The sequence below is a fragment of the Tetragenococcus halophilus subsp. halophilus DSM 20339 genome (genome assembly GCF_003841405.1).
GTDB lineage: Bacteria > Bacillota > Bacilli > Lactobacillales > Enterococcaceae > Tetragenococcus > Tetragenococcus halophilus.
On record NZ_PXYA01000002.1, the window covers coordinates 781,079 to 804,210 of the forward strand.

The following is a 23,132-nucleotide window of genomic DNA, read 5'->3' on the forward strand; positions in this document are numbered from 1 at the left end:
TTTATTTTTCTCAATATAATATCTGGAAATTATACTTATTATATGGTAATTGAAGATGTCTGTAAAATAGCTAAAGACTATCAAGGCTTATAAGTAAAACCAGTATCCTTTTGAAAAAGTTGATTATAAAGAGCTTCTTGGTTTAAAATATATTTAATAGTCGATAGACTAAAAGTACAAGGAGGGGTAATATGTCAGATTATACAATTCCAAAAATATGGGAATGGAATCAGGACGAGAAAAATCAATTTGGCAATCAACCAGTAGCAGGGAGTCGATTTGAACAAAAACTTCCGGTAGGAGAACAACCGTTACAAGTTTATTCATTAGGGACACCGAACGGGATGAAAGTTGCAATTATGTTGGAAGAGTTAAAAGAAGCTGGCGTGAAAGATGCACAATACGATTTATATAAAATTAATATTGGCGAAGGAGATCAGTTTGGTAGTGATTTTGTCAAAATTAACCCAAATTCTAAAATTCCAGCGATGGTGGATTATTCACACGAAGAACCTATCCGAGTATTTGAATCAGCTTCCATTATGCTATATTTAGCTGACAAATTTGATAAGTTCATCCCTCATTCACTCGCTGAAAGAACAGAACTTATGAATTGGCTATTTTGGCAAACTGGAGCAGCGCCATTTGTAGGAGGTGGTTTTGGACACTTTTATTATTATGCACCATTTGCCCAAGAGTATCCAATCGACCGTTATACAATGGAAACCAAAAGACAGCTTGATTTACTTGATAGACATTTGGCAGATAAAGATTTTATTATGGGTGATGAATATACGATTGCTGATATGACTATTTGGCCATGGTACGGACGTCTTGTCCAAGGCGAATTATATGGAGATGCTGACGAGTTTTTAAAAGCTAAAGAATATAAAAACTTAAAAGCATGGACAGATCGTATTGCTCAAAGACCTGGGGTTCAACGTGGTATAAACGTAGAATATCAAGCGATTAAATAATTAAAAAAATACAATCAACAATGAAAAGATTAAATAAGTGATTACTTACATAACGCTTATTTAATCTTTTTTTGTCGTAATAAAATAAAGCGGTGCATAAAAATTCAAAAAAATTAGACTTTTTAATTGTAAATTATTTAAAAGATGGTGGAATAAATGCTAAACAAATTGCATATTTATACAAAAGCAAAAAGCTAGGAGGATCCTATGAAAAATAAGCTTTTATTAGGAGTGACATTGCTTCTATCATCTATTTTTTTTATTTTTACAACAACGGTACAAGCACAAGAAGACAATTCCTTACAAAATGTATTAGATAGTGGCACATTAACTGTCGGTACTTCTGCGGATAATCCGCCGAAAGAATATATCCGAATGAATGACGGACAAGAAGAGATTGTCGGGTTTGATATCGACGTTGCCGAAAGGATTGCTGAAGAACTAGGCGTAGAATTAGAAAGTACCAACATGAAATTTGATGGATTAATTCCAAGCGTACAAGAAGGCGAATTCGATATGGCTTTAGCGGGTTTTAATCCGACACCGGAAAGAGAAGAAGTGGTTAGTTTTTCTGATAGTTATCATGACTTACCCTTTGTGATTTTAACGACGAAAGATAAAGAGGATACTTTTAACTCTATTGAATCTTTAGCAGGTCAGGAAGTCGCTGCGCAAAAAGGTTCGACACAAGAAACAATTTTAAATGATTATATTGAAGAAGCCCGACCTGTTGCTTTAGGAAAATTACCTGAAGTGATTTCCGAAATCAATGCAGGAACGGTAGATGCAGGGGTTGTTGGTTATTTATCTGCTCGTAATTATTTAGATACCTACCCGAATTTGACTATTGCAGATATTGACATTGAAGTGCCGGAAGAGGAAACAGCGCAAACGATTGCTTTTCCAAAGGAAAGCCAAGCGCTAATTACAGAAGTCAATCAAATTATCGCTGAGATGCAAGAAAGTGGCGAAATAGACGATTTATTAGAAAAAAATATTGAAGTGGCGCAAGCAGGAGATACGGATTCACGAAATACCTTAGAAGTCTATGGACCATTGTTTTTAAAAGGAGCGGCTACGACTATTGGCGTTGCAGTCGTCTGTGTGATTGTGGGGACACTACTGGGAGTTTTTGTTGCGATGCTGCGCCTTTCTTCCAATAAGTTTATCAATACCATCGCATTTTTCTATATTCAAGTATTACGAGGGACGCCAGCCTTGCTACAAGTTTTTATTTTCTATTTTGGACTATCCGCTATTTTGACAATTCCGGCGATTCATGTTTGGGATATCAATCTTGCGCGTTTAATTCCAGGATGTATTGCATTGGCCATTAATTCCAGTGCTTATGTTGCTGAAATTATTCGTTCCGGGATTAACGCAGTAGATAGTGGTCAAATGGAAGCTGGCTATTCTTTGGGTTTAAACCGACGAATTACCATGAGAGAGATCATTTTGCCACAGGCAGTTCGTAATATCTTACCGGCTTTAGGAAATGAATTTGTCTCAATGATCAAAGAAACATCTTTACTTTCAGTGATCGCTGTATCAGAGTTAATGTTTGTGGCTGACACGGTCAAAGCAGCGACTTATCGGACAATGGAATCTTTATTTATTGCAGCAGTTATATACTTTATGATCACGTGGTTTGTTTCATGGCTAGTTTCGCTCCTTGAAAAAAGGCTTGAAAGATCAGCGAAAGGTTAAGGAGGAAATGATATGTCGGAATTAATGGAAATTGTGAATTTACACAAAGCTTTTGGTACAAACCAAGTATTAAACGGTATCGATACAACCATTCAAAACGGGGAAGTTGTCGTAGTTATTGGTCCTTCTGGATCGGGAAAGAGTACCTTTTTACGCTGCTTAAATTTATTGGAAGTACCAACAGAAGGATCTATTATATTTGAAGGAATCGATTTGACAGACCCTAAAACTGATATTTTTAAAGTAAGAGAGAAGCTAGGCATGGTGTTTCAATCTTTTAATTTATTCCCGCATAAAACGGTAATGGAAAATATCTGTCTTGCTCCGGTCAAGGCCGGATTGAAAAAAGAAGACGCGGCAAAAGAAAATGGTATGCGCTTGTTGCAACAAGTGGGGCTAGCAGATAAAGCAGAAGCCTATCCCAGTTCCTTGTCAGGAGGACAAAAGCAGCGGATTGCGATTGCCCGTGCTTTGGCGATGGAACCCGACGTGATGCTATTTGACGAACCAACTTCCGCCCTTGATCCTGAGATGATTGGAGATGTCTTGCAGGTAATGAAAGATCTAGCTAGAAAAGGAATGACAATGGTGATTGTGACCCATGAAATGGGATTTGCCAAAGAAGTTGGCGATCGTGTTTTATTCATGGACGAAGGGAAAATCGTGGAAGAAGGATTGCCGACAGAACTTTTTGATCATCCGAAAAATCCTCGCACGATTGATTTTTTAAGTAAAGTATTACATTAATAATAAAAGGAAAGAAGTGAAAGAATGTATATTAAACCCTTTGGTGTTGAACGTTGGCTATCAAAATATGAAACAACGGTTGACTATAATCTGACAAGCACCTCAATTATGCCGCTTTCTATCAATGAGTTGTTGGAAATAACCGGAGAAGACGAAGAAAAAGTGAAAGAAGACCTATTTTCCTTGAAACTAAATTACGGGTCAATTGAAGGACGTCCTGAATATCGTTTGGGAATTGCCAGTTTATATCAAACAATACAAAAAGAACAGGTGATTTCAACAAATGGTGGAGTAGGGGCTTCCCACCTCACCATGGTGACGGTCGTTGAACCTGGTGACCATGTAGTGGCAATACTGCCAGCTTATCAGCAAATTTATTCTGTGCCAGAATCGATTGGCGCGAAGATGGACTACGTGTTTTTGGAAAAAACAGCAAGCGGGTATGTACTTGATTTAAATAAATTAGCTGCTTTGGTTACCCCTCAAACCAAGGCGATTGTCTTTAATAATCCGAATAACCCAACCGGAGATGTTATGACGGATGAAAGATTGGAAAAAATGGTAGAAATCGCCAGAGTAAATGATTCCTATTTAATTTGTGATGAAGCCTACCGAGGCCTGACTCATGATGTGGGCTTTTCAGCTTCTGTCGCTGACTTATACGAAAAAGGAATCAGTCTAGGCAGTATGTCCAAAGCCTTTGCGATGGCAGGAGTCCGTTTAGGCTGGATTGCTTGTCGTGATGCAAAATTTATGCAAGATGTACATGTTTATCGTGATTATACCATGATCAGTAATGGCGGTATCGATGAATATGTCGCATCCCTTGCTTTAAAACACAAAGATGCCGTACAACAACGAAATATGGAAATTACACAAAGAAGAGCGGCCTTATTTAAGAAATGGCTAGATGGAGAGCCTAAATTAAGTTACGCACCTTTTAAAGGCGGAACAGTCGCTTTGCCTTATTTCGAAAGTAATTTATCCTCAGAAGAATTTTGTGCAAAGATTATTGAAGAAAAAAGTGTATTACTAATGCCAGGTTTTGTATTTGATTTAGAAAAATGCTTTCGTATGGGCTACGCTCGAGAGCCAGAAGAAAAAATGCTTGCAGGTTTAGAGCGTATTTCCGTTTTTTTAACAAAATTAAAGCAGTAAGGCTTAGGAGCTACTGGTCTCAAGAATAGCTCCTGGTTTTTTTATGAAATTTTGTTTCCATCTTTTTTGTGTTCTTAATCATGTTACAGTAGGAATGAAAGAAACAAAAAAGTATAAAAAAAGAAAGGTTTTTTATTGATGAATTTTCCTAAAATCCAACTGGTGATGAGTGATATTGATGGCACAATTTTGAACGATCAGCACCTTGCTGATGAAAATTTAAGTGAGAGTATACAATACTTGAAAGAAAAAGAAATTCCCTTTGTTTTAGCTTCTGCAAGGTCTCCTCTTGGTATGTTTCCTTTAGCTGAAGAACTTGATATAGGAAGGAATCCTATTGTTTGCTATAATGGTGCACTTATTTTGGAAGGGACACAAAATAGTTATCGAACAATCAATGAACATTTGGTAGAGCAAGAAGAAGCAAAATTGGTGTTAAATGGGATAAAAAAATATTTTCCACAAGTATCGATCAATTTATATTCAGGTAAGCAATGGCTTACGGATAAATGGGACAAATGGGTTGATATTGAAGCATCAATTACCAATGAAACACCAAAAGAACATAACTTACAAACACTGTTATTAGAAGAAAATGTGTCCATTCATAAATTGTTATTAGTGGAAGAGGCAGAAATAATTCAAGAGTTATATGAATTTTTACAAAGCTTGGAATTAAAATATAGTTCGTTTTATTTATCTAAGGATAACTATTTAGAACTCACAGCAAAAGAAGTTTCTAAAGAAAAAGCATTGACTGAAGTTGCTAAGCATTATGGCATTTCTTTAGCTCATACTATGGCTATTGGAGATAATTTTAACGATATTCCTATGTTAGCTTTGGCCGGGGTCGGCGTGGCTATGGGTAATGCACCACAGAAAGTTAAAGAAAGCGCCGAGGTCGTAACTTGTAATAACAACGAACATGGCGCTTCTCAAGCGATTCGAGATTATGTTTTATAAAAGTCTTACCAAATGCCGATAATTTTGGTCCATGCGGTTCCTACACCAAGCCAAATGATAATATAAACGAGCCCTAAAATGAAGTTCATTTTCCACCATTCAAATTGGGTCACAAATTTTGAACCAAAGTAAATCGGTGCGGGTCCTGATGAATAATGGGTCGTAGAGCTAACCAAGCTACCAAAGAATCCAAGCATCAATGCTGCTAGTTGCCCCGGGACATCAGCTGCTAAAGCTACACCTAGTAAAGCTGCATACATTGCACTAACATGGGCTGTTGCGCTAGCAAATAAGTAATGGCTATAAAAATAAATCACACATAATAAACATAAAACAAGGAACCAATTCATATTGCCTAGATTAGAAACGATTAAGTGACTAAACCATGGAATAAATCCTAACTCATTTAATTGGGTGGCCATCATAACTAAAACAGAGAACCAGGTTAGCGTATTCCACGCCCCCCGTTTCTTGTAAAACATCTTGCCAGTTTAAAACGCCTGTGAGTAATAATAAAGCTAACGCAATAAAGGCTGTTAAGGTAGCGTCTATGCCAGTTAAACTACTGGTCATCCATGAGATAAGTGCTAAGATAAAAATTATACTCATCATTTTTTCTGGAAGAGAAAATGTCCCCATATCTTTTAACCGCTTATCCGCCCATTGTTTAGCATTAGGCGTTTCTTTGATTTTTGGCGGATATATTTTATAAATAAAAAAAGGGATAACTATTAGAGAAACAATGCCTGGAAGTAAAGCAGCTAAAAACCAAGTTATCCAACTAATGTTAATATTAGCATCGCTGGCAAATGCTTGTGCCAGTGGGTTTCCAGCCATAGCAGTCAAAAACATAGCTGAAGTGATGGTATCACCATGAAATTCTGCAAACATCAAAAAAGCCCCTATATCTTTGCGGCTTTCATCGTTTGGACTAGAATGAAATGCGTCGGCCAAGGATTTAATAATCGGATAAACGACGCCGCCAGCACGTGCTGTATTACTTGGTGTTGCTGGAGCTAAAACTAAATCAACACCAATAATTGAATAAGCTAGTCTCAGTGTTCTTTTACCAAATAAGGAGACGAAATTAAGCGCGATTCTTTTTCCAAGCCCTGTTTTAATAAATCCTCGTGAAATAAAAAAGGCCATCGCAATTAACCAAATACTGCTATTACCAAACCCGGCAACCGCTGTATCAATATCAATTACCCTTGTCAAAGTGGCAGCGACAAAACCAATAATAGAAACTGCTCCGATAGGTAAAGGTTGTGTAATACAACCGACGATTGTAGCTACAAATATGGCAAACATTTGCCAAGCTGAAGTAGTTAAAGCTACTGGACGTAGCGGTGTGCAAGACCATAAAATGAGGCCTACAAGTACTGGCCATAGAAACTTTTTGTATTGTTCTTTACTTAATAACAACGATAAATTTCCTTCCTTTAAACAAAAATTTTCCTTTTAAAATTAATATAACACTTTTTCATGTTACATTTAATTATATGAATTTATCTATTTATTATGTTATGGTTTTTGGAAATAGTAACAATTATTATCATACTAAAATCATGATGTTAAAAAAGACGATCGTTTTCAATTAAAAGGAGTGCAAAGAATGAAAAATACACGCTGGATTAAGTTTCTCGGCGGGAGTAATGTTTTATATACCGTTACTGTCGGTTTATTATTATGTATTTTTATTATTACAATGACCAAACTGGATTTTATTTTCGGAACATTAGCCGTTATCATTTCTAATATTCTTATGCCGGTTATTATTGCCTTGTTACTTTATTATTTATTTAACCCGGCAATCGATTTTATGGAACGGCATAAGATCAAAAGAGTTTGGGGAATTGTTATCTTATATGCAAGTGTACTTTTATTGTTGGCAGGTGGCATTGTTCTTGTTATTCCCTTATTAGAGAATCAAATTTCAACACTAACCGAAACATTTCCTCTTTTTATAGATAATTTCATTGATTTTGTCAAAACTTTCGTCGATGATTTTTCTGGCAACGAGATCGCAGATAATGTAATTTCTCAAGTTGAAGGGTTTGTCGATAGTTTTAGTGCAGATATAGGAAATTATGTATCAGAAGGGCTTACCCGGTTTTCCTCCGTAGTTACAAGTATTACGAGTGTGGTGATGACTATTGTGATTGCCCCTATTATTTTGTTTTTCTTATTAAAAGATGCTGAAAAATTTACAAACGGGGTGCTAGCTGTAACGCCTCCTAAATGGCGTGCAGATTTGATCCGCGTAGCAACTGAGATCAATGTTAAAGTAGGGTCATATATCAAAGGGCAACTAGTTATTGCGGTGGCAAATGGTGTAATGATATTTATTGGATTTACAATTATAGGACTAGAATATAGTGGTATCCTAGGCCTTGCCGGAGGAATTTTATCTCTTGTGCCTTACATTGGCCCAACATTAACATTTATCCCGGCGTTTATTATTGCGTTACTTACTTCATGGACTGAAGTGTTTTTACTAATTGTGGTATGGATTGTGGTTCAATTTGTGGAAGGCAATTTTGTCGAACCGAATATTATGGGAAGACAGTTAAATATCCATCCATTAACTATTATTATCATTTTACTCATTATGGGAGATTTATTGGGCTTATTCGGACTGGTTTTCGGGGTTCCTATTTACGCCATTTTACGTGTGATCGTCAATTATATTTTCCAAAAATTCAAATTGCGTTATAACAAATATTACGGCGATGTAGCTGGAAGATACCATATTGATACGTCTGAGATCACAGATTTTGGCGATGATAATATATATGAGGCTAGAGATAAATTAGTGGAAGAACTAGTCGAAGAACGAAAAAGTGAGCCTAAAAAAAAGCATAAATAATGATTCAAAGTGTAATCAATTGATGTCCCGTGTTAGTATGATATGTAAATAAAGTTTTTTTAAAATTTTATATACAGGAGAGAAAAATCGTGAAATTAATTTCGTGGAATATTGATTCTTTAAACGCTGCTTTAACAAGTGATTCAAATCGTGCTCAATTATCAAGAGATGTTTTAGACACAATCGCTGAGTATGATGCAGATGTGATCGCCATTCAAGAAACTAAATTATCTGCTAATGGACCCACTCAAAAACATATAGATATTTTAGCTGAAAGACTGCCAGATTATGAGATCGCTTGGCGAAGCTCAGAAGAACCTGCCCGTAAGTCTTATGCTGGCACGATGTTTTTATATAAAAATATGCTTGAACCAACGATTACTTTTCCAGAAATCGGAGCTCCCGATACCATGGATCAAGAGGGTCGCATTATCACATTGGAATTTCCAAACTGTTTTGTGACCCAAGTTTATACGCCAAATGCTGGCGGTAATTTAGATCGCTTAGAAAAACGAGAAGCTTGGGATGAAAAATATAGAGAATATCTAGTCGCTTTGGATGAACAAAAACCGGTGATTGCTTCTGGTGATTACAATGTGGCTCACACAGAAATTGATTTGGCCCATCCCGATCGGAACCATTTTTCCGCCGGATTTACAGATGAAGAACGCACTAATTTTACAACATTATTAAATAATGGCTTTGCGGATACATTTCGTTATGTTCACGGTGATATTGAAGGGCACTATTCATGGTGGGGGCAACGTGTAAAAACAAGTAAGATTAATAATTCTGGTTGGAGAATTGATTACTTTTTAGTTAGTGACCGTTTAAAAAATCAAGTAATCACTTCTGAAATGATCGATTCAGGAAAACGGCAAGATCATACACCTATTTTCTTGGAAGTTGATGTGTAAGAATTATAAGAAAGATTTGAGAATATAGCTAAAAAGTAAGGAAGTAACCGAAACTTCCCTTCATTTTTAATAAAAAGGAGGGAAGTACAAGAAACAAGCCTTCTTTCTGTGTAAAAAGAAGGGAAGTATAAGGAGCTAACCTTCTTTTTTGGCAGAGTAAAGGGAAGTATAGCGTATTTCCCTTCTTTTGTGTTTTTTTACATTAATGAGAATAAATAAACTCTGCAATGCTAAACCAATTATTAAAGCGATAGTAATGTTTAATTTTATATTTTCTATAATGAAAATATTTTAAATTGTTATTTTCTTCAATAATTGCCTTTGTTTTCATTCCTTAGAAAGCACAATTGAATTGTAAATTATAAAAAAGTAGCAAAACTAGCACTTAACAAGAAATCGAGTGCTAGTTTTATTTATCTTTTTTAGAAGTTATACATTGTATTTATCTAAGGAAAATTGGACGATTTTCTCACATAAATCAGAAAAATGAATACCATGAGCTGCAGCTTCTTGTGGAAGTAAACTAGTAGGTGTCATTCCAGGTAAACTGTTGGCTTCAATGCAATAGATCTTAAATTCAGAAGTTACCATAAAATCGATTCTAGAATAAACGGACAATCCTAAAGTATTATGGGTTAAAAGGGCTAGATCGCTCAATTTTTTTGTTAATTCCTCAGAAATTTCTGCAGGAGTAATCTCGGTAGTTGCACCTTCTTGATACTTATTTTCATAGTTATAAAAACCGTGTTTAGGGATGATTTCAATGACAGGTAAAACAGAGTCACCTAAAATACCTACAGAAAACTCTCTTCCAGTAATTTTTTCTTCAATCATTATTTTACTTTGAAACTTTTCAGCTGCTTTTACTGCTTCATCTAAATGAGTATCTTCTTCTAACATTTCTACGCCAATACTTGAACCATTATCAATCGGCTTTACTACGCAAGGAGCAGAAATTTTTCTTTGATAGAATGAATCGATCATTTCCCAATTAGGCGTTAATATATGATTTGATACCATCAATTTTTTTGAAACTTCTTTATCCATCGCTAATAAACTACTCTTATAATCACTGCCTGAATACTTAATATTATAAATATCAAAAAGGGCTTGTAGTTTTCCATTTTCGCCAATACCGCCATGTAATGCTAAAAAGCAAAAATCAGCACTTTTACAAATAGAAATGACATTATTTCCAACTAAGTCGTTTTGTTGTTGACTGAACTTAGTTAAATTTTCTAAAGCTGGTTCTTTTTTACCAATAGAATAGTCTCTGTTTTTATTATTTTTTGTTTGCTTTTGTAAGGATTCTTCGAAATTATTTGCATCCATGCCTAAATAAATATCTAACAGTAAAACGCTATGACCTTTTTCTTCTAAAGCTGTTGCTATTTTTCCACCTGAAGATAAAGACACGTCTCTTTCATAACTCAAACCGCCTGCAAGTACCACGATATCCATCTTTTCTATCTCCTCTCGAGCTTATATAAACTCACTAGTGGTGCATGAAACATTTTAAATTCACTCATTATGTTTCACACTATTTCCATCCATAAAAAAATCCTTTATACTGAGCTTGGATGACTTATCCAAGACCAATACAAAGGACAACAACATGGATAAGTATAAAACAATTTCAGCTTTTAATAAATGGCTTTCGAACATAAATTTCAAAAATTTACCTTTTTCTATTCGTGAGAAAATTTCGCAAGCCGACAAGTATCATAAAAAGTTTGATTTTGAACACTTTTTGAAAGTGTTTCTCTATGGCATCGACAATGAGTGCGAAAGTTTACGTGAAATAGATACAGCGTTTGTTTCGCCTGATCTACAACAGACCATGGCGTTAGATTCGATTAGTCATTCGCAGCTTTCCCGTGAGCTCGCCCAGATGGATGACGAAATTTTGTGGGCGATCTTCGCCCAATTACTGGAGAAAGTACGGTCAAAAATACCGGTGACCAAACGAAACGCACTCTATCTCGTGGATTCTTCCACCTTTCCGTTAAATACCACTCGGTACCCTTGGGCGGACTTTCGCTCAACCAAAGCGGGGATCAAACTGCACTTAAAACTCTGTTTTATGGATAAAGAACACTTGTATCCGGATCAGTTTGAAGTCACGAATGCGGTAGAACATGATGACAATCACTTAGAAGTTTTTGTCAATCAACCGGAAGCGACCTATATCTTTGATCGTGGCTATATTGATTACGAGCGACTGGACGAGATGGAAGCTGACGGCTACTTTTTCGTCACAAGAGTGAAGAAAAACGCCAAAGTTCATGTCCTAGAAACTTATGAACCTTCTCAGAGTAAAAACATTTTGCGTGACCAAATGGTAGTGTTAGGCACTCAGGTTTATTTCACTTCCCCGTTTCGCTTGGTCACGATTCAGGATGAAAAAGGAAAACAATTACGCTTTGTCACCAACCGTTTTGATGTGACCGCCCAAGAAGTGGCCGACATGTACAAAGCGAGATGGCAAATTGAACTATTTTTTAAGCATATCAAGCAACATATGACGATTAAAAAGCTATTTTCATACAGTGAAAAAGGGGTAAGCAATCAAATCATTCTCGCCATGATTGCCAGTCTATTGACGTATTTACTCAAAGTAGAGACAGGAAGTAAGAAATCCCCGTTCCAAATCAAGCGCCTATTAAAACATCTGCTTTTTCAACCTTTTGAAGAATTGTGGGTATTACTCGTTCCTACGTGACGAAATAGCATTTGTCGTCGTTGCAACAGTATTCAGATAAATAATGAAAAAATTTTTTCTGGAAAAGTCATCCCTTGCGTAAGCATTTGATTTTTTTGTCATTTTTTAGAAAAAGTTAAAATCTGAATATTCTGATTATATTAATGCACCACTAGTGATATAAACTGTATTTTATACTTTTTAATCAATCAGAGCAAACGCTTTTTGGGTCTTTAACAGATTCAAACGTACTCGGATTTTTTATGAACTTCTATTTATTTTTTAAGGGAATAGATTGACAAAGCGATAAATTAAAGTTACTCTTTAGAAAAGAATCTAATTAGATATTTTTCTAAATAGTTGATTGGAGCTAAACAAATGAGTTTTGAAGCTAGTTTTAAGGCGCTTTCGGATCCTGTGAGAAGAGAAATTCTACAAATGTTAAAAGATGGGCGTTTATCGGCTGGAGAGATCTCCCGTCATTTTGATATGACAGCTGCTACTGTTTCTTATCACTCAAGTTTCGCACACCAAATTCGGTAGATAAGCCTTGATATAATTGGGCAGCGTATCGATCCAGAGCTGCAGTTGACTTTCAATGAAGTCTTGTAGTTTATGACTCGCTTTTTCACTGACTGCTTGCAAAATGTCCATTAGTTCTAATAAAGCCACCGACCAGTCAAGTTCTTTTATTTGGTCAGCAAGTTCATAAAATAAGCCGCCTAAGGTCCGCTCGTCATTGGCACAGCGTTGTTGCCAACTTAATAAGATGTAGCGCGTGAACACAATGGTGGTATGACAAATCAAGGCTTGATAATTGCGCGTTTGGGTTTCTTGTGACAAATGAAGGAGAGATTTGGAAACTTTAAAGAACGTTTCTATGTCCCAGCGAACCGAGTACGTCTTCACGATTTCTTGGGATGACAAAGTCAGGTCATCTGTCATAAGGGCTAACCAAGCACTTTGGTTATTCCGATTTTTGACAAAAACGATTTTGACGGGGGTCTTCCCGCTGCTTGGCTGAACAATAATAGAGGAAATGATGGCTTCTTGACAGTATTCCTTTATTGACTTTTGGTAGAGTTCGCTTAATTTATATAAACGTCTTTGATAAAAATATTGGGTCTTGCCATTTTTTGCCATACCTAGGGTATGGATGCCTAAATCATGCAAACGATCGATCATTTTAGGAGAGGTAAACCATTTATCCATTAACACATGACTGGCGTAAACGCCTTGATCAAGGGCTCTTTGCACCATCTCAATGGCCACATCAGGCATAGATCGTTGGGCTTCTTTGAAGCGTTTTGCCCCACTCGTTCTTTGATCACTTTCCGCTTGTTTTTGATTGACTTGGTTTTTGCCTGAAAGCAATCCAAAATCAATAGGAATAAAAGAGTACCCATCAGAAAAGCCTAAAGTTAGCATGCGATAGCCTTTATAACCTTTTTGTAAAGCATGATCCCAAAGGCGCGCCAAACCAGGCACTTTCTGACTTCGATTTCGATAGAACGTTGAGTCATCCAAAACAAGCGTACGTAGATGGGTACTTGGATCTGTTAATCGATGGATCTTTTCGATCACAGAAGCACTAAAACGAAGCAGAAAGCTACGCCAATTATTGTGCGGATCGTTCATCAAACGGTAAACGGTATCTTTCTTCATATATTGATCTGCTTCACGTCCGCTGAGGACTTGGTTCAAGGTCTTGCCCTTAAACACTAAACTGAAAAGAAAAGTAAAAATAATGGCGGGAGAATAGCCTTTTTGCTTACAAATAGAGGTTTGTCGTAAACATTTCAGGACGTTCAGTTCAGAAAAAATTGCGTTCATTTCATTTGGTAATTGATTTTTGATGTTTTTTAAGTGTATCATAAGAGCAAGAACTCCTTGTTTTTAGATTTGTCGTTAAATCCATTATAAAACAAAAGGAGTTCTTTTTGTATCCTTTGAACAAAAGTCAAGCGAACCATTATTTTACTATCAGCGTTGTTCTATCAAAGGGACATCATCATTTTGGGTATGCGAAACTTGAGTATATAAGTATACACTTGCAGAACAAGAATACAAATTTTAAAGGTGGAGTGTTTTTAATGTTAGAAAAGAAAACGTATGATAAGCTTTTAGGTCATGCTTTTGATATTCCAGTAAAGGTAGAGTACTGGGACGGAACAAGCGAAGTTTATGGCGAAGGCACGCCTGAGACTGTGATCCAATTAAAAAAGGCGATCCCTATTAAAGAGCTAACTTCACTTCCTACATTAACTTTAGGTGAAGCGTACATGAACGGTGATATTGAGGTGAAGGGTGACCTACAAGAACTCGTTGCTTCTGCTTATCGAAGTGTAAACAGCTTTGTAACAGATAACAGTGGATTTTTGAAGTTCTTACCTAAAATTTCTCATTCAGAAAAAAATTCCAAAGAAGATGTGCAAAGTCATTATGATATCGGTAATGATTTTTATCGTCTGTGGTTAGATAAAACGATGACTTATTCTTGTGCTTACTTTAAAGATGAAAATGATACGCTTGAACAAGCGCAAAAAAATAAAGTACGTCATGTTTTAACAAAATTAAACCCGGAACGCGGAAAAACTTTAGTAGATATTGGTTGTGGCTGGGGCTCTGTACTTTTTATGGCAGCTGAAGAATTTGGACTTAAAGCTACTGGGATTACCTTAAGTCAAGAACAATATGACCAAGTTAAAGAAGAAATTAAAACTAGAGGCCTAGAAGGTCAAGTGGACGTTTATTTAGAAGATTATCGTGAAGTTGAAGAAAAATTTGACTACGCAACATCTATTGGTATGTTTGAACACGTAGGCAAAGAAAACTTACCTAAGTACTTTGAACAAGTGCAAAAACTACTTGTTCCTAATGGCCGTGCGTTGATTCATGGTATTACTGGTCAGCATGAGGGCGTAGGTAGTGATCCATTTCTTTCTAAATATATCTTTCCAGGTGGATATATCCCAAATGTTGCCGAAAACTTGACAAATATTATGAACGCAGGTTTACAATTGACAGATCTTGAACCATTAAGACGTCATTATCAAAAAACACTTGAAATTTGGTATCAAAATTATTTAGAACATATTGATACGGTTGTCGATCGATATGGCGAACCGTTCTCACGTATGTGGTCATTGTATCTACAAGCTTGTGCAGCTTCTTTTGAAGCAGGTAATATTGATGTTATGCAATATCTATTGGTCAACGGCACAAGTGGTTACGGTCTACCAATGACTAGAGAATATATGTACAAAAATTCGTAAGATAGATGTGGTATTAAAATCTAAACAAATAAAAAATTAGCCAGACAGCATGTTGTCTGGCTAATTTTTTATCTATAAATCAAGTTGCATATAAATAGAATTTCCTATTGGATTATCATTATAACTTTCTATTTCATAAAAGCCATGCTTTTTATAATTAACAATTGCTGCTTTTAAGTGAGGCAAAGTATCCAACAATATATGTTGATAACCAATTTGGCGACTTTCTTCAATAATTGTATCCATTAAATGTGTGCCGATATGTTTCCTTCTAAATGCGGGACGAACATAGAATCGTTTTATTTCACAATAGTGGTTGTCCAACTTTTTCAAACCAATACAACCAGCTAGTTTGCTGTTATAGTAAGCTAAGTATAAGCGACCATCAGGCAAACCATATTTCTTTTCTAAATTTTCTAGTTCATCACTATAATTTTGCATTGCTAAATAGTTATTTATTTGTTTATCTTGCGTGATTAACATATTCGTATATTCGTTAAATAATTTTTTTATTTCATAGGGATAATCATAGGCAGATATGATTTTAATTGCCATTTTCGCCACCTCCACTATCTATCGTAAACACTATTCGTTAAATGCATCTAAATAACAAATTGTCCCTTGTACATTTTTTAAGCTGGCCGGATATAATTCTTTAACAAAGTAGGCATCATCAGGAACAGGAAAAGGCGCTTGTATATTAAAATGACTGGCTAATTGATAACCAAATTTTGAATAATATGCTGGATGACCTAAGATACTGATAAAAGGATAATTTTCTTTTTTAGCTCGTATTTCTAGTTCTTCTAACAACATAGCACCGATTCCTTGTTTTTGCATTTCTGGTAGAACAGCAAGTGGCGCTAGGCAGAGTCCTGTGCTAAGAAGATTACTATCTTCATAAACATCTACTTCACTTAAAAGTCCATGACCGACAATAGTATTATCTTTTAAAGCAACTATTTCGAGATAATTTTGGTAAGTGGCATCTTTTCGTAAATTAGCGGCTAGTTCTGCTTCATTTCCGTAACCTTCTTCAGTATTTGTAAATGCTTTGCGAATTAAACTGTCTACCGTTTGGTAATCTGAGTGTTCAATTGTTTTTAATGTAACCATTATTTACTCCTTTATCTAACAACTTTTTGTTCATTTTACTTATTCATTCTACTAATTTTCGGTAAAAAAATAAAGCTACACAACGGTATTTTGCTTATATTTAGTCTTTGTGTTAAGTTGAATAGTATGTGAATGCGAAAATGGCGCATTATTGTGGCACTGCAAATTTGAAACTTTCAAAACTTTTGAAATTATACTAAGTAATATAAAAGATTTATATTACTTACTAAAACTTGAAACCTACTTTTCGATACGTATCCCTTGGTATACTAAGCATCTTATGCACAAAATTAACTTCAACCTGCTTGCTTGAGCTGTTTTTGTATAGAGGAAGGTAGTTTTTCAAGGAACTGTTCGATAATGTTATTTAATACGGCTTCATCCAAAACATATTCATCCGCAAAAGCTTCTTGGAATAAAACGAGTAATTGCAGAATGGCTTCCGATACAGAAAGCTCGGAAAGCTCATCAATGAGAAGATAAAATAACTCGCCAAGCGTTCGGTCGTCTTTACTTTCACGTTCTTGCACCGCTAGGATCATATAACCGATAGCTACCAGTGTCGTATGCGCAAAGATCCCGTCATAAGAAATCCCTTGGTACTTGGCTAATTTTAAGTATTGTTTGCACATCTTGAAGTAGACTTCCACCGACCAGCGTCTAGCATAGAGCTGAATGATCTCGTCTTCGGTCAGATCGATATCGGTCGAAGCTAAGACCAAATAGTCGTTTCGTTTATTGCGATTGCGAATATATACCAACTTAATGGGAAGGATTTTCCCTTCTACGACAGCTTCTACTTGGACACTCAAAAGATAGCGAGAACGACCGCGGCGTTTCTTGTTTCGTTTGAAGATTTCTTTGACATCCATCTTTTGGCCTTGATAACGGTAGTAGATCTTTTGACTACGTTTAACCATCGCTACGCAGTGGCATTTCAGGTCACGGATCTGTTGGAACATTTTGGGACTGGAAAACCAAGTATCGAATAAGACATAATCCGCATGGATCCCTTGGTTCAAAGCCGATCGAAGCAGTTCCAGTGTCACTTCCGTACCTTTACGAAGCGCTTGAGCTTTACGTTTCCCCTATTCGTGCGTTGATCCCGATATCAAGATCAGATTGGAGCTTTCTTTTCCGGAGAGCAACGAAAAAGCAACAGGGACAAAGCTATTGCCATCACTCCAGCCTAATTGTAAATAACGAAATCCTTTGAAATATTTTTTCTTGGCATGGTCGTATTGTAAAGCGGCACATTCCACTTTTTTCGCATTCAAGCGAGAATACATGGAGTCATCCACGATAAACGTGGTCTTTCGGGCATCATCCGTCAATGGACGTAGGAAAGTAATGACGGATTTAGCCACTAAGATCAGTAATTTTGCCAATGAATGTGCGGATCATTCAAAACGTTGCGAAATGTTTTATCTGAAAATGATAGCTGTTCCTTTTGCTTTTGGTAAAACCGATAGGTAGAACCGTTGGTAAAGATCGAAGCTAATAGGAACGAAAAAATAACAGAAACGGAGAAACCCTTCCTGTGCACGGCATTCGATTTTTTAAGAGCAGAAGCTACATGGAACTGATGAAAAAATCAGACACAGAGGTAGAAATTTTTTCTGAGTTTGGCGTTGTTTGTGTTATAATTGACATGGCATGAACACTCCTTGGTTAGTGGTTTTTCGTTGATTCTATTATACCAGGATTTGAGTGGTTCATGCTATTTTTGTATAAAAAAACGTTTATTTATCAAGGGATGAACTGTATTTTTGAACTTTCAAGTTTTAGTTACTTAGTTGATGGGGGTGGTGAAAGCAAAAAGTTCGGATCCACTAAAATTAAAAATGGCTTCAGTAAGACAATTGTTTTTGAAAGTTTTGTTATCGCTAACACAAGGGTTATGATGCTAAACCCGATGGATCTGATGATAAAGAAGTCCTAAAAATGTAATATTTTGTTTAAAAAAATAGTAACAAATAACAATCGGAAAGGTGTTGTGTTTTGTGAATAAATTAAAAAAATCATTGATTTTTGGGCTATCGCCTATTTTTTTACTAGCTGCTTGTGATAATGGAGAGACAGAAAATGCTACTGAGGCTCAAGGTGATGTTAATTATAGTGAGGAAGTGGATTATACAATTACAGGGATTGAGCCTGGGGCAGGTATTACGGAAGTTTCTTACGATACAATCGATAGCTAATCTTGCTGGATGGAATCTTGAAGAAAGCTCAACTGATGGAGATAATGGTGAAATTTACGTAGATGTCTACAATAAAGTTAAGACTCTCTCTCGTAAGATCTAGTTTTTTTGTTTTAAATAAATAATCAGAAGTAAAACAGGAAGAATGAAAGAGGTAATTTAATTCGAAACTGTTTTACTCCTGTTTCTTGTTTTTGTTAAAGATGTTTAGACTTCTATCATTCCGGCATAGCTCAGTTGGTAGTAGCGCATGACTGTTAATCATGATGTCGTAGGTTCGAGTCCTACTGCCGGAGTATTTAACAAACAGCGCCTAGGATTTTGGACGCTGTTTTTTTAGTTTTATTTAATTTATCGTTAAAATTTTTGATGTTTTTTCATAAAAATGCAACTGAATTGCAATAATCTTCAGGTATAATAACAAATAGTTTGTAGAGAAGTTGGTGATTGAGTTATATGGCAGAGAAAAAACGGGATCCTTATTTTGACAATGCCAAATTTTTATTAATGATCTTAGTGGTTTTTGGGCATATGATGCAACCGTTTATTGAAAATGAACAATGGAATCATGATTTATATTATACGATTTTTGCTTTTCATATGCCGGCTTTTATTTTCATTTCAGGTTTTTTTGCAAAATCGTTTGATCCACAAAAAAAAGCGCCTGTTGCAACGAATTTTCAAAAGTTTATTGTACCTTATATATTCTTTCAATGGTTATATTCGCTTTTTAATCGTTTATCAGGAGCAGAGGAGCACTTTACTTTTCAACTTGACGTTCCCAATTGGTCACTGTGGTTTTTGATCAGTTCTTTTTTTTGGCAAATTTCTTTATATTTTTTCAGAAGAATACGTCCAACGGCTGGTATCACAATCAGCATATTAATTAGTTTACTTGTCGGCTATACGCCATTTATTGGTCGTGAGTTGACTTTACAGCGTACGGCTGTTTTCTTGCCGTTTTTTATTATTGGTTATTATCTTCCCAAAGGTTTTTTCGATTGGTTTAAAAACTTTAAATATAAAAAACTATTTGCAGTTGGTTTGTCATTATTTATGCTTTAGTGAATTACTTGAATGAAGTAAATAAATATATGTTCTTTGGTTCAAAGCCTTATGATGATTTCTTAAATTTCCCAGAATGGGGCTTTTTAGTGCGTATTGTTACCTTTATGTTAGCCATTATTGGCATGTTGGCTTTCTTTTCTTTGGTACCGACTAGAGAAACTAGTTACACTAAAGAAGGGAAATATACACTAATTGCTTATCTCTTACATGGTTTCTTTATCAGAGGAATGCGCGCTTTTGATTTAGAAAATATCCATTTAGGTTTTCCTGGTTTTATCGTATTAGCCCTAGCCAGTATTTTACTGACTACTGTACTTGCAAGTGAACCTGTAGGAAAAGTTTATAATAAAATTGAACGTTACTTTTTGGGAAATAAGAACAAGACTAAACCAACCTACAACGGATAGTAGTTGTCTTTACTAAAGGGAAAGAGTAGAATAAATAAGTAAGTTTTAAAAGGAGATGAAAGAATGGCTGAAATAACAAATGAATTAACAGCAAAATTTGCTGCAGAATTTAAAGAAAATGATAAGCAACAAGTAGCACAAAATGCTGTAGTTAAAAATGGTATTACCAATTCAGCGGAAAATATCGTGGCTCAAAGCAATAATGTACCTGTATTTTCAATTGATTTAAAAACAGGAAATGTATCTAATCAAAAACAATCAGGTCGTTGCTGGATGTTTGCAGCGCTTAATACTTTTCGTCATAAGATTTTAGATAATTTTGATTTAAAAGACTTTGAATTATCCCAAAATTATACGAATTTTTGGGATAAGTATGAAAAGTCCAATTATTTTTATGAAAACATTTTAGCGACAGCAGACCAAGAAGTAACAAGTCGTAGGGTAGCCTTTTTGTTAGAAACACCTCAACAAGATGGTGGACAGTGGGATATGATGGTTTCACTTTTTAATAAGTATGGTGTTGTCCCTAAAGCAGCGATGCCTGAAAGTAGTAATTCTTCGAACTCTCGTGACTTGAATAATTATTTGAACAAAAAACTTCGCAAAGATGCAGCAACTTTACGTCAATTAGTAGCTGATGGTGCTTCTGCAAATGATATTCAAGCTAGCAGAGAGGATATGCTACAAGAAGTGTATAATATTTTAGCTATCTCATTGGGCACACCGCCGACTACTTTTGCTTTTGAATATCGTGATGAAAATAAGGAATACCATATTGATCGTGATTTAACACCGAAGTCTTTTTATGATAAATACGTAGGAGTAGATTTAAATAACTATGTTCCTATTATCAACGCACCGACAGATGACAAACCTTATAATCAATCTTACACAGTAGAAATGCTAGGTAATGTCGTAGGTGGCAAACAAGTGAAGTATTTAAATCTTGATATGGATACCTTTAAAAAATTAGCGATTGCACAATTAGAACAAGGTGAATCTGTTTGGTTTGGTTGTGATGTAGGTCAATCTTCGAATAGACAAAACGGTATCATGTCACTTGATACTTATGACATGAACGAGTTATTTGATGTTGACTTTACGACTACAAAAGCACAGCGTTTAGACTATGGTGAAAGTTTAATGACCCATGCAATGGTATTAACCGGCGTAGATATTGTCGATGACAAATCTACGAAATGGAAAGTTGAAACAGCTGGGGCGATAAAGTCGGCGATAAAGGTTTCTTTGTAGCAAGCGATGCTTGGATGGACGAATACACTTATCAAATCGTTGTCAGAAAAGATCTATTGACTGCTGAACAATTAAAAGCTTACGAAAAAGAGCCAACTGTTTTAGCACCGTGGATCCTATGGGCGCATTGGCGTAAAACTGATTTAGAATAAAAATTAAAAGCCAAGCGTTTCTTCAGTTGCTGAAAGAAACGCTTGGTTTTTAACTTTATGAATAGCACAAAGAAAGCAAAAACTAATGTTAAACCTATTCTGATCACTCAAGGAAGCAGAAAACGCTGTTGAATCTGCTCCATAAAGCTCACTGATCTTGCTTTTTAAAAACAACAAAGTGGAAAATCATCGCTAATAATTGAAAAGATAGAGCGGTCAAAGTGACGCCAACCCAACCAGCTTGTCCCCACATTGTTGTTCCTAGGAAAGAACCAAGTGCGCCTCCTATAAAATAAGAAAACATGAACACAGTGTTGTTACGATTGCTGACTTGTTCTCCTAAATTCTGTACTCGAGTTTGGTTAGCTACTTGACCAAATTGATTGCCGATATCTAATAAAATAATAGATAGAATTAACGAAGAATATGCGCAGCAAAAAGTGTAGAATAATAAAGCTAACTGTCTGCATGATAATTCCCATCCACACGATCGTTCGTTGTGCGTATTGATCGGATAGTTTTCCGACAAGTGGTGCTGCTACAGCTCCGGCTAAACCAAAAATAGCAAGTATTCCTGCTTCAAAAGTTCCCCAATTGTAAATAGGACTACTAATATAAAAAATTAGCGTAGACCAAAAGATTGAAAAAGTTCCGAACATAAAAAATCCGGAAACAGCTGCTTCACAAAGGACTCTTTGTTTTTTTATTAATAAAGGGATACTTTTCAATGAATCCATATAAGAAAGTGTGGCATTTTTAACTGGATCTTTTGGCATTTTAAATGTAAGTAAAACGGTCAACAGGATAATCAATAGTGGTGCAATGAGGTAAATAGAACGCCAAGGCAAAAAACTAGCTACGACACCAGAAAACGTGCGTGATAATAAAATTCCTACCAAGAGCCCACTCAAAAGTTTTCCCATGACTTGGCCCCGTTTTTCGGGTCCAGCTAATACTGCGCCATAGGGAATAATAATTTGTGGGACTACTGAAAGTAATCCGATAATAAAGGCCGCCAGGATAAATAATTGAAAATTTGGCGCAAAAAAAGCGCCTAATAATGATAAGGAGGATAGGGCAGCCATTGAGATAATGAGCCTTCGTTTATTTAAAACATCTCCTAAAGGAACAATGAATAGTAAACCTAGGGCGTAGCCTACTTGTGTTAGCATCGTTACACTGCCAATCGAGCTGGTACTTACCTGAAAACTTTCAACGACTTGTGTGCCAATTGGTTGGACATAATACATATTAGCAACCACAATACCGCAAGTTGCTGCCAGTAAAAAAATGAACTGTTTTGTTAAATCATTGGATTGTTTTTCCACAAAAAATGCCTCCTTTACTGCATGCTTATCTACTATAGCACAACTTTTCAATAGCTAACAGTTGCTAACTTACTAAATACAAGAACAAATATTAGACATTCGATATGTGTCCGTTTATAATGAAACCGTCACTAATGAATCTTTCACACGCATTTTCATTAGAGTGTACTGTTGAAGAATGGTCACTAGGAACCTTTACTTCCCTTGACGGACTTGTCATTATACGTAGAAATTAAAGGAGGAAGTTAAATGACAAATCTGCTCACTGTAATTGTTTTACTTTTATTTGTTG

16 protein-coding genes, 1 tRNA gene and 5 pseudogenes are annotated in these 23,132 nt (G+C 35.8%); 15 read left to right on the plus strand and 7 right to left on the minus strand.

Annotated elements, in window-relative coordinates; genetic code table 11:
- Window positions 1-191 precede the first annotated feature (191 nt).
- The 5 genes from yghU (at window position 192) to C7K42_RS09545 (ending at window position 5,552) form a co-directional block, all read left to right on the plus strand.
- Window positions 192-977, plus strand: coding sequence for a glutathione-dependent disulfide-bond oxidoreductase (gene yghU, locus C7K42_RS09525; RefSeq protein ID WP_014125737.1), 786 nt, complete (start codon window positions 192-194; stop codon window positions 975-977).
- A 207-nt stretch (window positions 978-1,184) separates the two neighbouring features.
- Window positions 1,185-2,684, plus strand: a complete 1,500-nt coding sequence (locus C7K42_RS09530) for an ABC transporter substrate-binding protein/permease (protein WP_014125736.1) — start codon at window positions 1,185-1,187, stop codon at window positions 2,682-2,684.
- 12 nt (window positions 2,685-2,696) lie between these two features.
- A complete protein-coding gene (locus C7K42_RS09535) occupies window positions 2,697-3,431 on the plus strand; it encodes an amino acid ABC transporter ATP-binding protein (RefSeq protein ID WP_014125735.1) in 735 nt (244 codons plus the stop codon).
- Between the two features lie 24 nt (window positions 3,432-3,455).
- Window positions 3,456-4,589, plus strand: coding sequence for an aminotransferase class I/II-fold pyridoxal phosphate-dependent enzyme (locus C7K42_RS09540; protein ID WP_014125734.1), 1,134 nt, complete (start codon window positions 3,456-3,458; stop codon window positions 4,587-4,589).
- A 138-nt stretch (window positions 4,590-4,727) separates the two neighbouring features.
- Window positions 4,728-5,552: a Cof-type HAD-IIB family hydrolase gene (locus C7K42_RS09545; RefSeq protein WP_014125733.1), complete on the plus strand. Its 825-nt coding sequence runs from the start codon at window positions 4,728-4,730 to the stop codon at window positions 5,550-5,552.
- Window positions 5,553-5,557: 5 nt separating this feature from the next.
- On the opposite strand, the pseudogene C7K42_RS09550 reads toward C7K42_RS09545, so the two are convergent.
- Window positions 5,558-6,977 (minus strand): annotated as a pseudogene (locus tag C7K42_RS09550) (anion permease).
- A 190-nt stretch (window positions 6,978-7,167) separates the two neighbouring features.
- On the opposite strand from C7K42_RS09550, the gene C7K42_RS09555 reads away from it, so the two are divergent.
- Both C7K42_RS09555 and C7K42_RS09560 read left to right on the plus strand, forming a co-directional pair.
- Window positions 7,168-8,421: an AI-2E family transporter gene (locus C7K42_RS09555; RefSeq protein ID WP_014125730.1), complete on the plus strand. Its 1,254-nt coding sequence runs from the start codon at window positions 7,168-7,170 to the stop codon at window positions 8,419-8,421.
- Window positions 8,422-8,510: 89 nt separating this feature from the next.
- A complete protein-coding gene (locus tag C7K42_RS09560; protein ID WP_014125729.1) occupies window positions 8,511-9,338 on the plus strand; it encodes an exodeoxyribonuclease III in 828 nt (275 codons plus the stop codon).
- A 429-nt stretch (window positions 9,339-9,767) separates the two neighbouring features.
- Here the strand turns inward: C7K42_RS09560 and C7K42_RS09565 are convergent, their stop codons facing one another.
- Window positions 9,768-10,799, minus strand: coding sequence for a D-alanine--D-alanine ligase family protein (locus C7K42_RS09565; RefSeq protein WP_103099541.1), 1,032 nt, complete (start codon window positions 10,797-10,799; stop codon window positions 9,768-9,770).
- 154 nt (window positions 10,800-10,953) lie between these two features.
- On the opposite strand from C7K42_RS09565, the gene C7K42_RS09570 reads away from it, so the two are divergent.
- Both C7K42_RS09570 and C7K42_RS09575 read left to right on the plus strand, forming a co-directional pair.
- Window positions 10,954-12,060, plus strand: coding sequence for an IS4 family transposase (locus tag C7K42_RS09570; RefSeq protein WP_069029288.1), 1,107 nt, complete (start codon window positions 10,954-10,956; stop codon window positions 12,058-12,060).
- Window positions 12,061-12,417: 357 nt separating this feature from the next.
- Window positions 12,418-12,555, plus strand: a pseudogene (locus C7K42_RS09575) (helix-turn-helix domain-containing protein); the annotation flags it as partial.
- Here the strand turns inward: C7K42_RS09575 and C7K42_RS09580 are convergent.
- On the minus strand, window positions 12,556-13,914 hold the full coding sequence (locus tag C7K42_RS09580; protein WP_124175371.1) for an IS4 family transposase: 1,359 nt from the start codon (window positions 13,912-13,914) through the stop codon (window positions 12,556-12,558).
- A gap of 218 nt (window positions 13,915-14,132) precedes the next feature.
- Here C7K42_RS09580 and C7K42_RS09585 point away from each other — a divergent pair, with 218 nt between their 5' ends.
- A complete protein-coding gene (locus C7K42_RS09585; RefSeq protein WP_014124328.1) occupies window positions 14,133-15,314 on the plus strand; it encodes an SAM-dependent methyltransferase in 1,182 nt (393 codons plus the stop codon).
- Between the two features lie 72 nt (window positions 15,315-15,386).
- On the opposite strand, the gene C7K42_RS09590 is transcribed toward C7K42_RS09585, so the two are convergent.
- From C7K42_RS09590 to C7K42_RS09600, 3 genes and pseudogenes are all read right to left on the minus strand, one after another.
- Complete coding sequence (locus tag C7K42_RS09590; RefSeq protein ID WP_014124329.1) at window positions 15,387-15,869, minus strand: GNAT family N-acetyltransferase; 483 nt, start codon at window positions 15,867-15,869, stop codon at window positions 15,387-15,389.
- A gap of 30 nt (window positions 15,870-15,899) precedes the next feature.
- Window positions 15,900-16,430 (minus strand): GNAT family N-acetyltransferase, encoded by a 531-nt coding sequence (locus C7K42_RS09595; protein ID WP_014124330.1) that lies wholly within the window; start codon window positions 16,428-16,430, stop codon window positions 15,900-15,902.
- A 296-nt stretch (window positions 16,431-16,726) separates the two neighbouring features.
- A pseudogene (locus C7K42_RS09600) lies at window positions 16,727-17,719 on the minus strand (IS4 family transposase).
- 714 nt (window positions 17,720-18,433) lie between these two features.
- Between C7K42_RS09600 and C7K42_RS09605 the strand changes: the two are divergent.
- From C7K42_RS09605 to C7K42_RS09620, 5 genes and pseudogenes are all read left to right on the plus strand, one after another.
- Window positions 18,434-18,631 (plus strand): hypothetical protein, encoded by a 198-nt coding sequence (locus C7K42_RS09605; protein WP_041591783.1) that lies wholly within the window; start codon window positions 18,434-18,436, stop codon window positions 18,629-18,631.
- Window positions 18,632-18,853: 222 nt separating this feature from the next.
- A tRNA-Asn gene (locus C7K42_RS09610) sits at window positions 18,854-18,927 on the plus strand.
- 160 nt (window positions 18,928-19,087) lie between these two features.
- Entirely contained in the window at window positions 19,088-19,696 is a 609-nt protein-coding gene (locus C7K42_RS13200) for an acyltransferase family protein (RefSeq protein ID WP_249038030.1), read from the plus strand.
- 29 nt (window positions 19,697-19,725) lie between these two features.
- Entirely contained in the window at window positions 19,726-20,106 is a 381-nt protein-coding gene (locus C7K42_RS13205; RefSeq protein WP_249038031.1) for a hypothetical protein, read from the plus strand.
- Window positions 20,107-20,169: 63 nt separating this feature from the next.
- Window positions 20,170-21,496: pseudogene (locus C7K42_RS09620) on the plus strand (C1 family peptidase).
- Between the two features lie 164 nt (window positions 21,497-21,660).
- On the opposite strand, the pseudogene C7K42_RS09625 reads toward C7K42_RS09620, so the two are convergent.
- Window positions 21,661-22,840: pseudogene (locus C7K42_RS09625) on the minus strand (MFS transporter).
- Window positions 22,841-23,132 lie beyond the last annotated feature (292 nt).

Excerpts from the sequence above, each read along its gene's own strand:
- C7K42_RS09585 (WP_014124328.1), top strand. The coding sequence starts at position 14,133 with ATGTTAGAAAAGAAAACGTATGATAAGCTTTTAGGTCATGCTTTTGAT.
- C7K42_RS09570 (WP_069029288.1), top strand. The coding sequence starts at position 10,954 with ATGGATAAGTATAAAACAATTTCAGCTTTTAATAAATGGCTTTCGAAC.
- C7K42_RS09555 (WP_014125730.1), top strand. The coding sequence starts at position 7,168 with ATGAAAAATACACGCTGGATTAAGTTTCTCGGCGGGAGTAATGTTTTA.
- C7K42_RS09580 (WP_124175371.1), bottom strand. The coding sequence starts at position 13,914 with ATGATACACTTAAAAAACATCAAAAATCAATTACCAAATGAAATGAAC.
- yghU (WP_014125737.1), top strand. The coding sequence starts at position 192 with ATGTCAGATTATACAATTCCAAAAATATGGGAATGGAATCAGGACGAG.
- C7K42_RS09530 (WP_014125736.1), top strand. The coding sequence starts at position 1,185 with ATGAAAAATAAGCTTTTATTAGGAGTGACATTGCTTCTATCATCTATT.
- C7K42_RS09595 (WP_014124330.1), bottom strand. The coding sequence starts at position 16,430 with ATGGTTACATTAAAAACAATTGAACACTCAGATTACCAAACGGTAGAC.
- C7K42_RS13200 (WP_249038030.1), top strand. The coding sequence starts at position 19,088 with ATGGCAGAGAAAAAACGGGATCCTTATTTTGACAATGCCAAATTTTTA.
- C7K42_RS13205 (WP_249038031.1), top strand. The coding sequence starts at position 19,726 with ATGTTCTTTGGTTCAAAGCCTTATGATGATTTCTTAAATTTCCCAGAA.
- C7K42_RS09540 (WP_014125734.1), top strand. The coding sequence starts at position 3,456 with ATGTATATTAAACCCTTTGGTGTTGAACGTTGGCTATCAAAATATGAA.
- C7K42_RS09535 (WP_014125735.1), top strand. The coding sequence starts at position 2,697 with ATGTCGGAATTAATGGAAATTGTGAATTTACACAAAGCTTTTGGTACA.
- C7K42_RS09590 (WP_014124329.1), bottom strand. The coding sequence starts at position 15,869 with ATGGCAATTAAAATCATATCTGCCTATGATTATCCCTATGAAATAAAA.
- C7K42_RS09545 (WP_014125733.1), top strand. The coding sequence starts at position 4,728 with ATGAATTTTCCTAAAATCCAACTGGTGATGAGTGATATTGATGGCACA.
- C7K42_RS09565 (WP_103099541.1), bottom strand. The coding sequence starts at position 10,799 with ATGGATATCGTGGTACTTGCAGGCGGTTTGAGTTATGAAAGAGACGTG.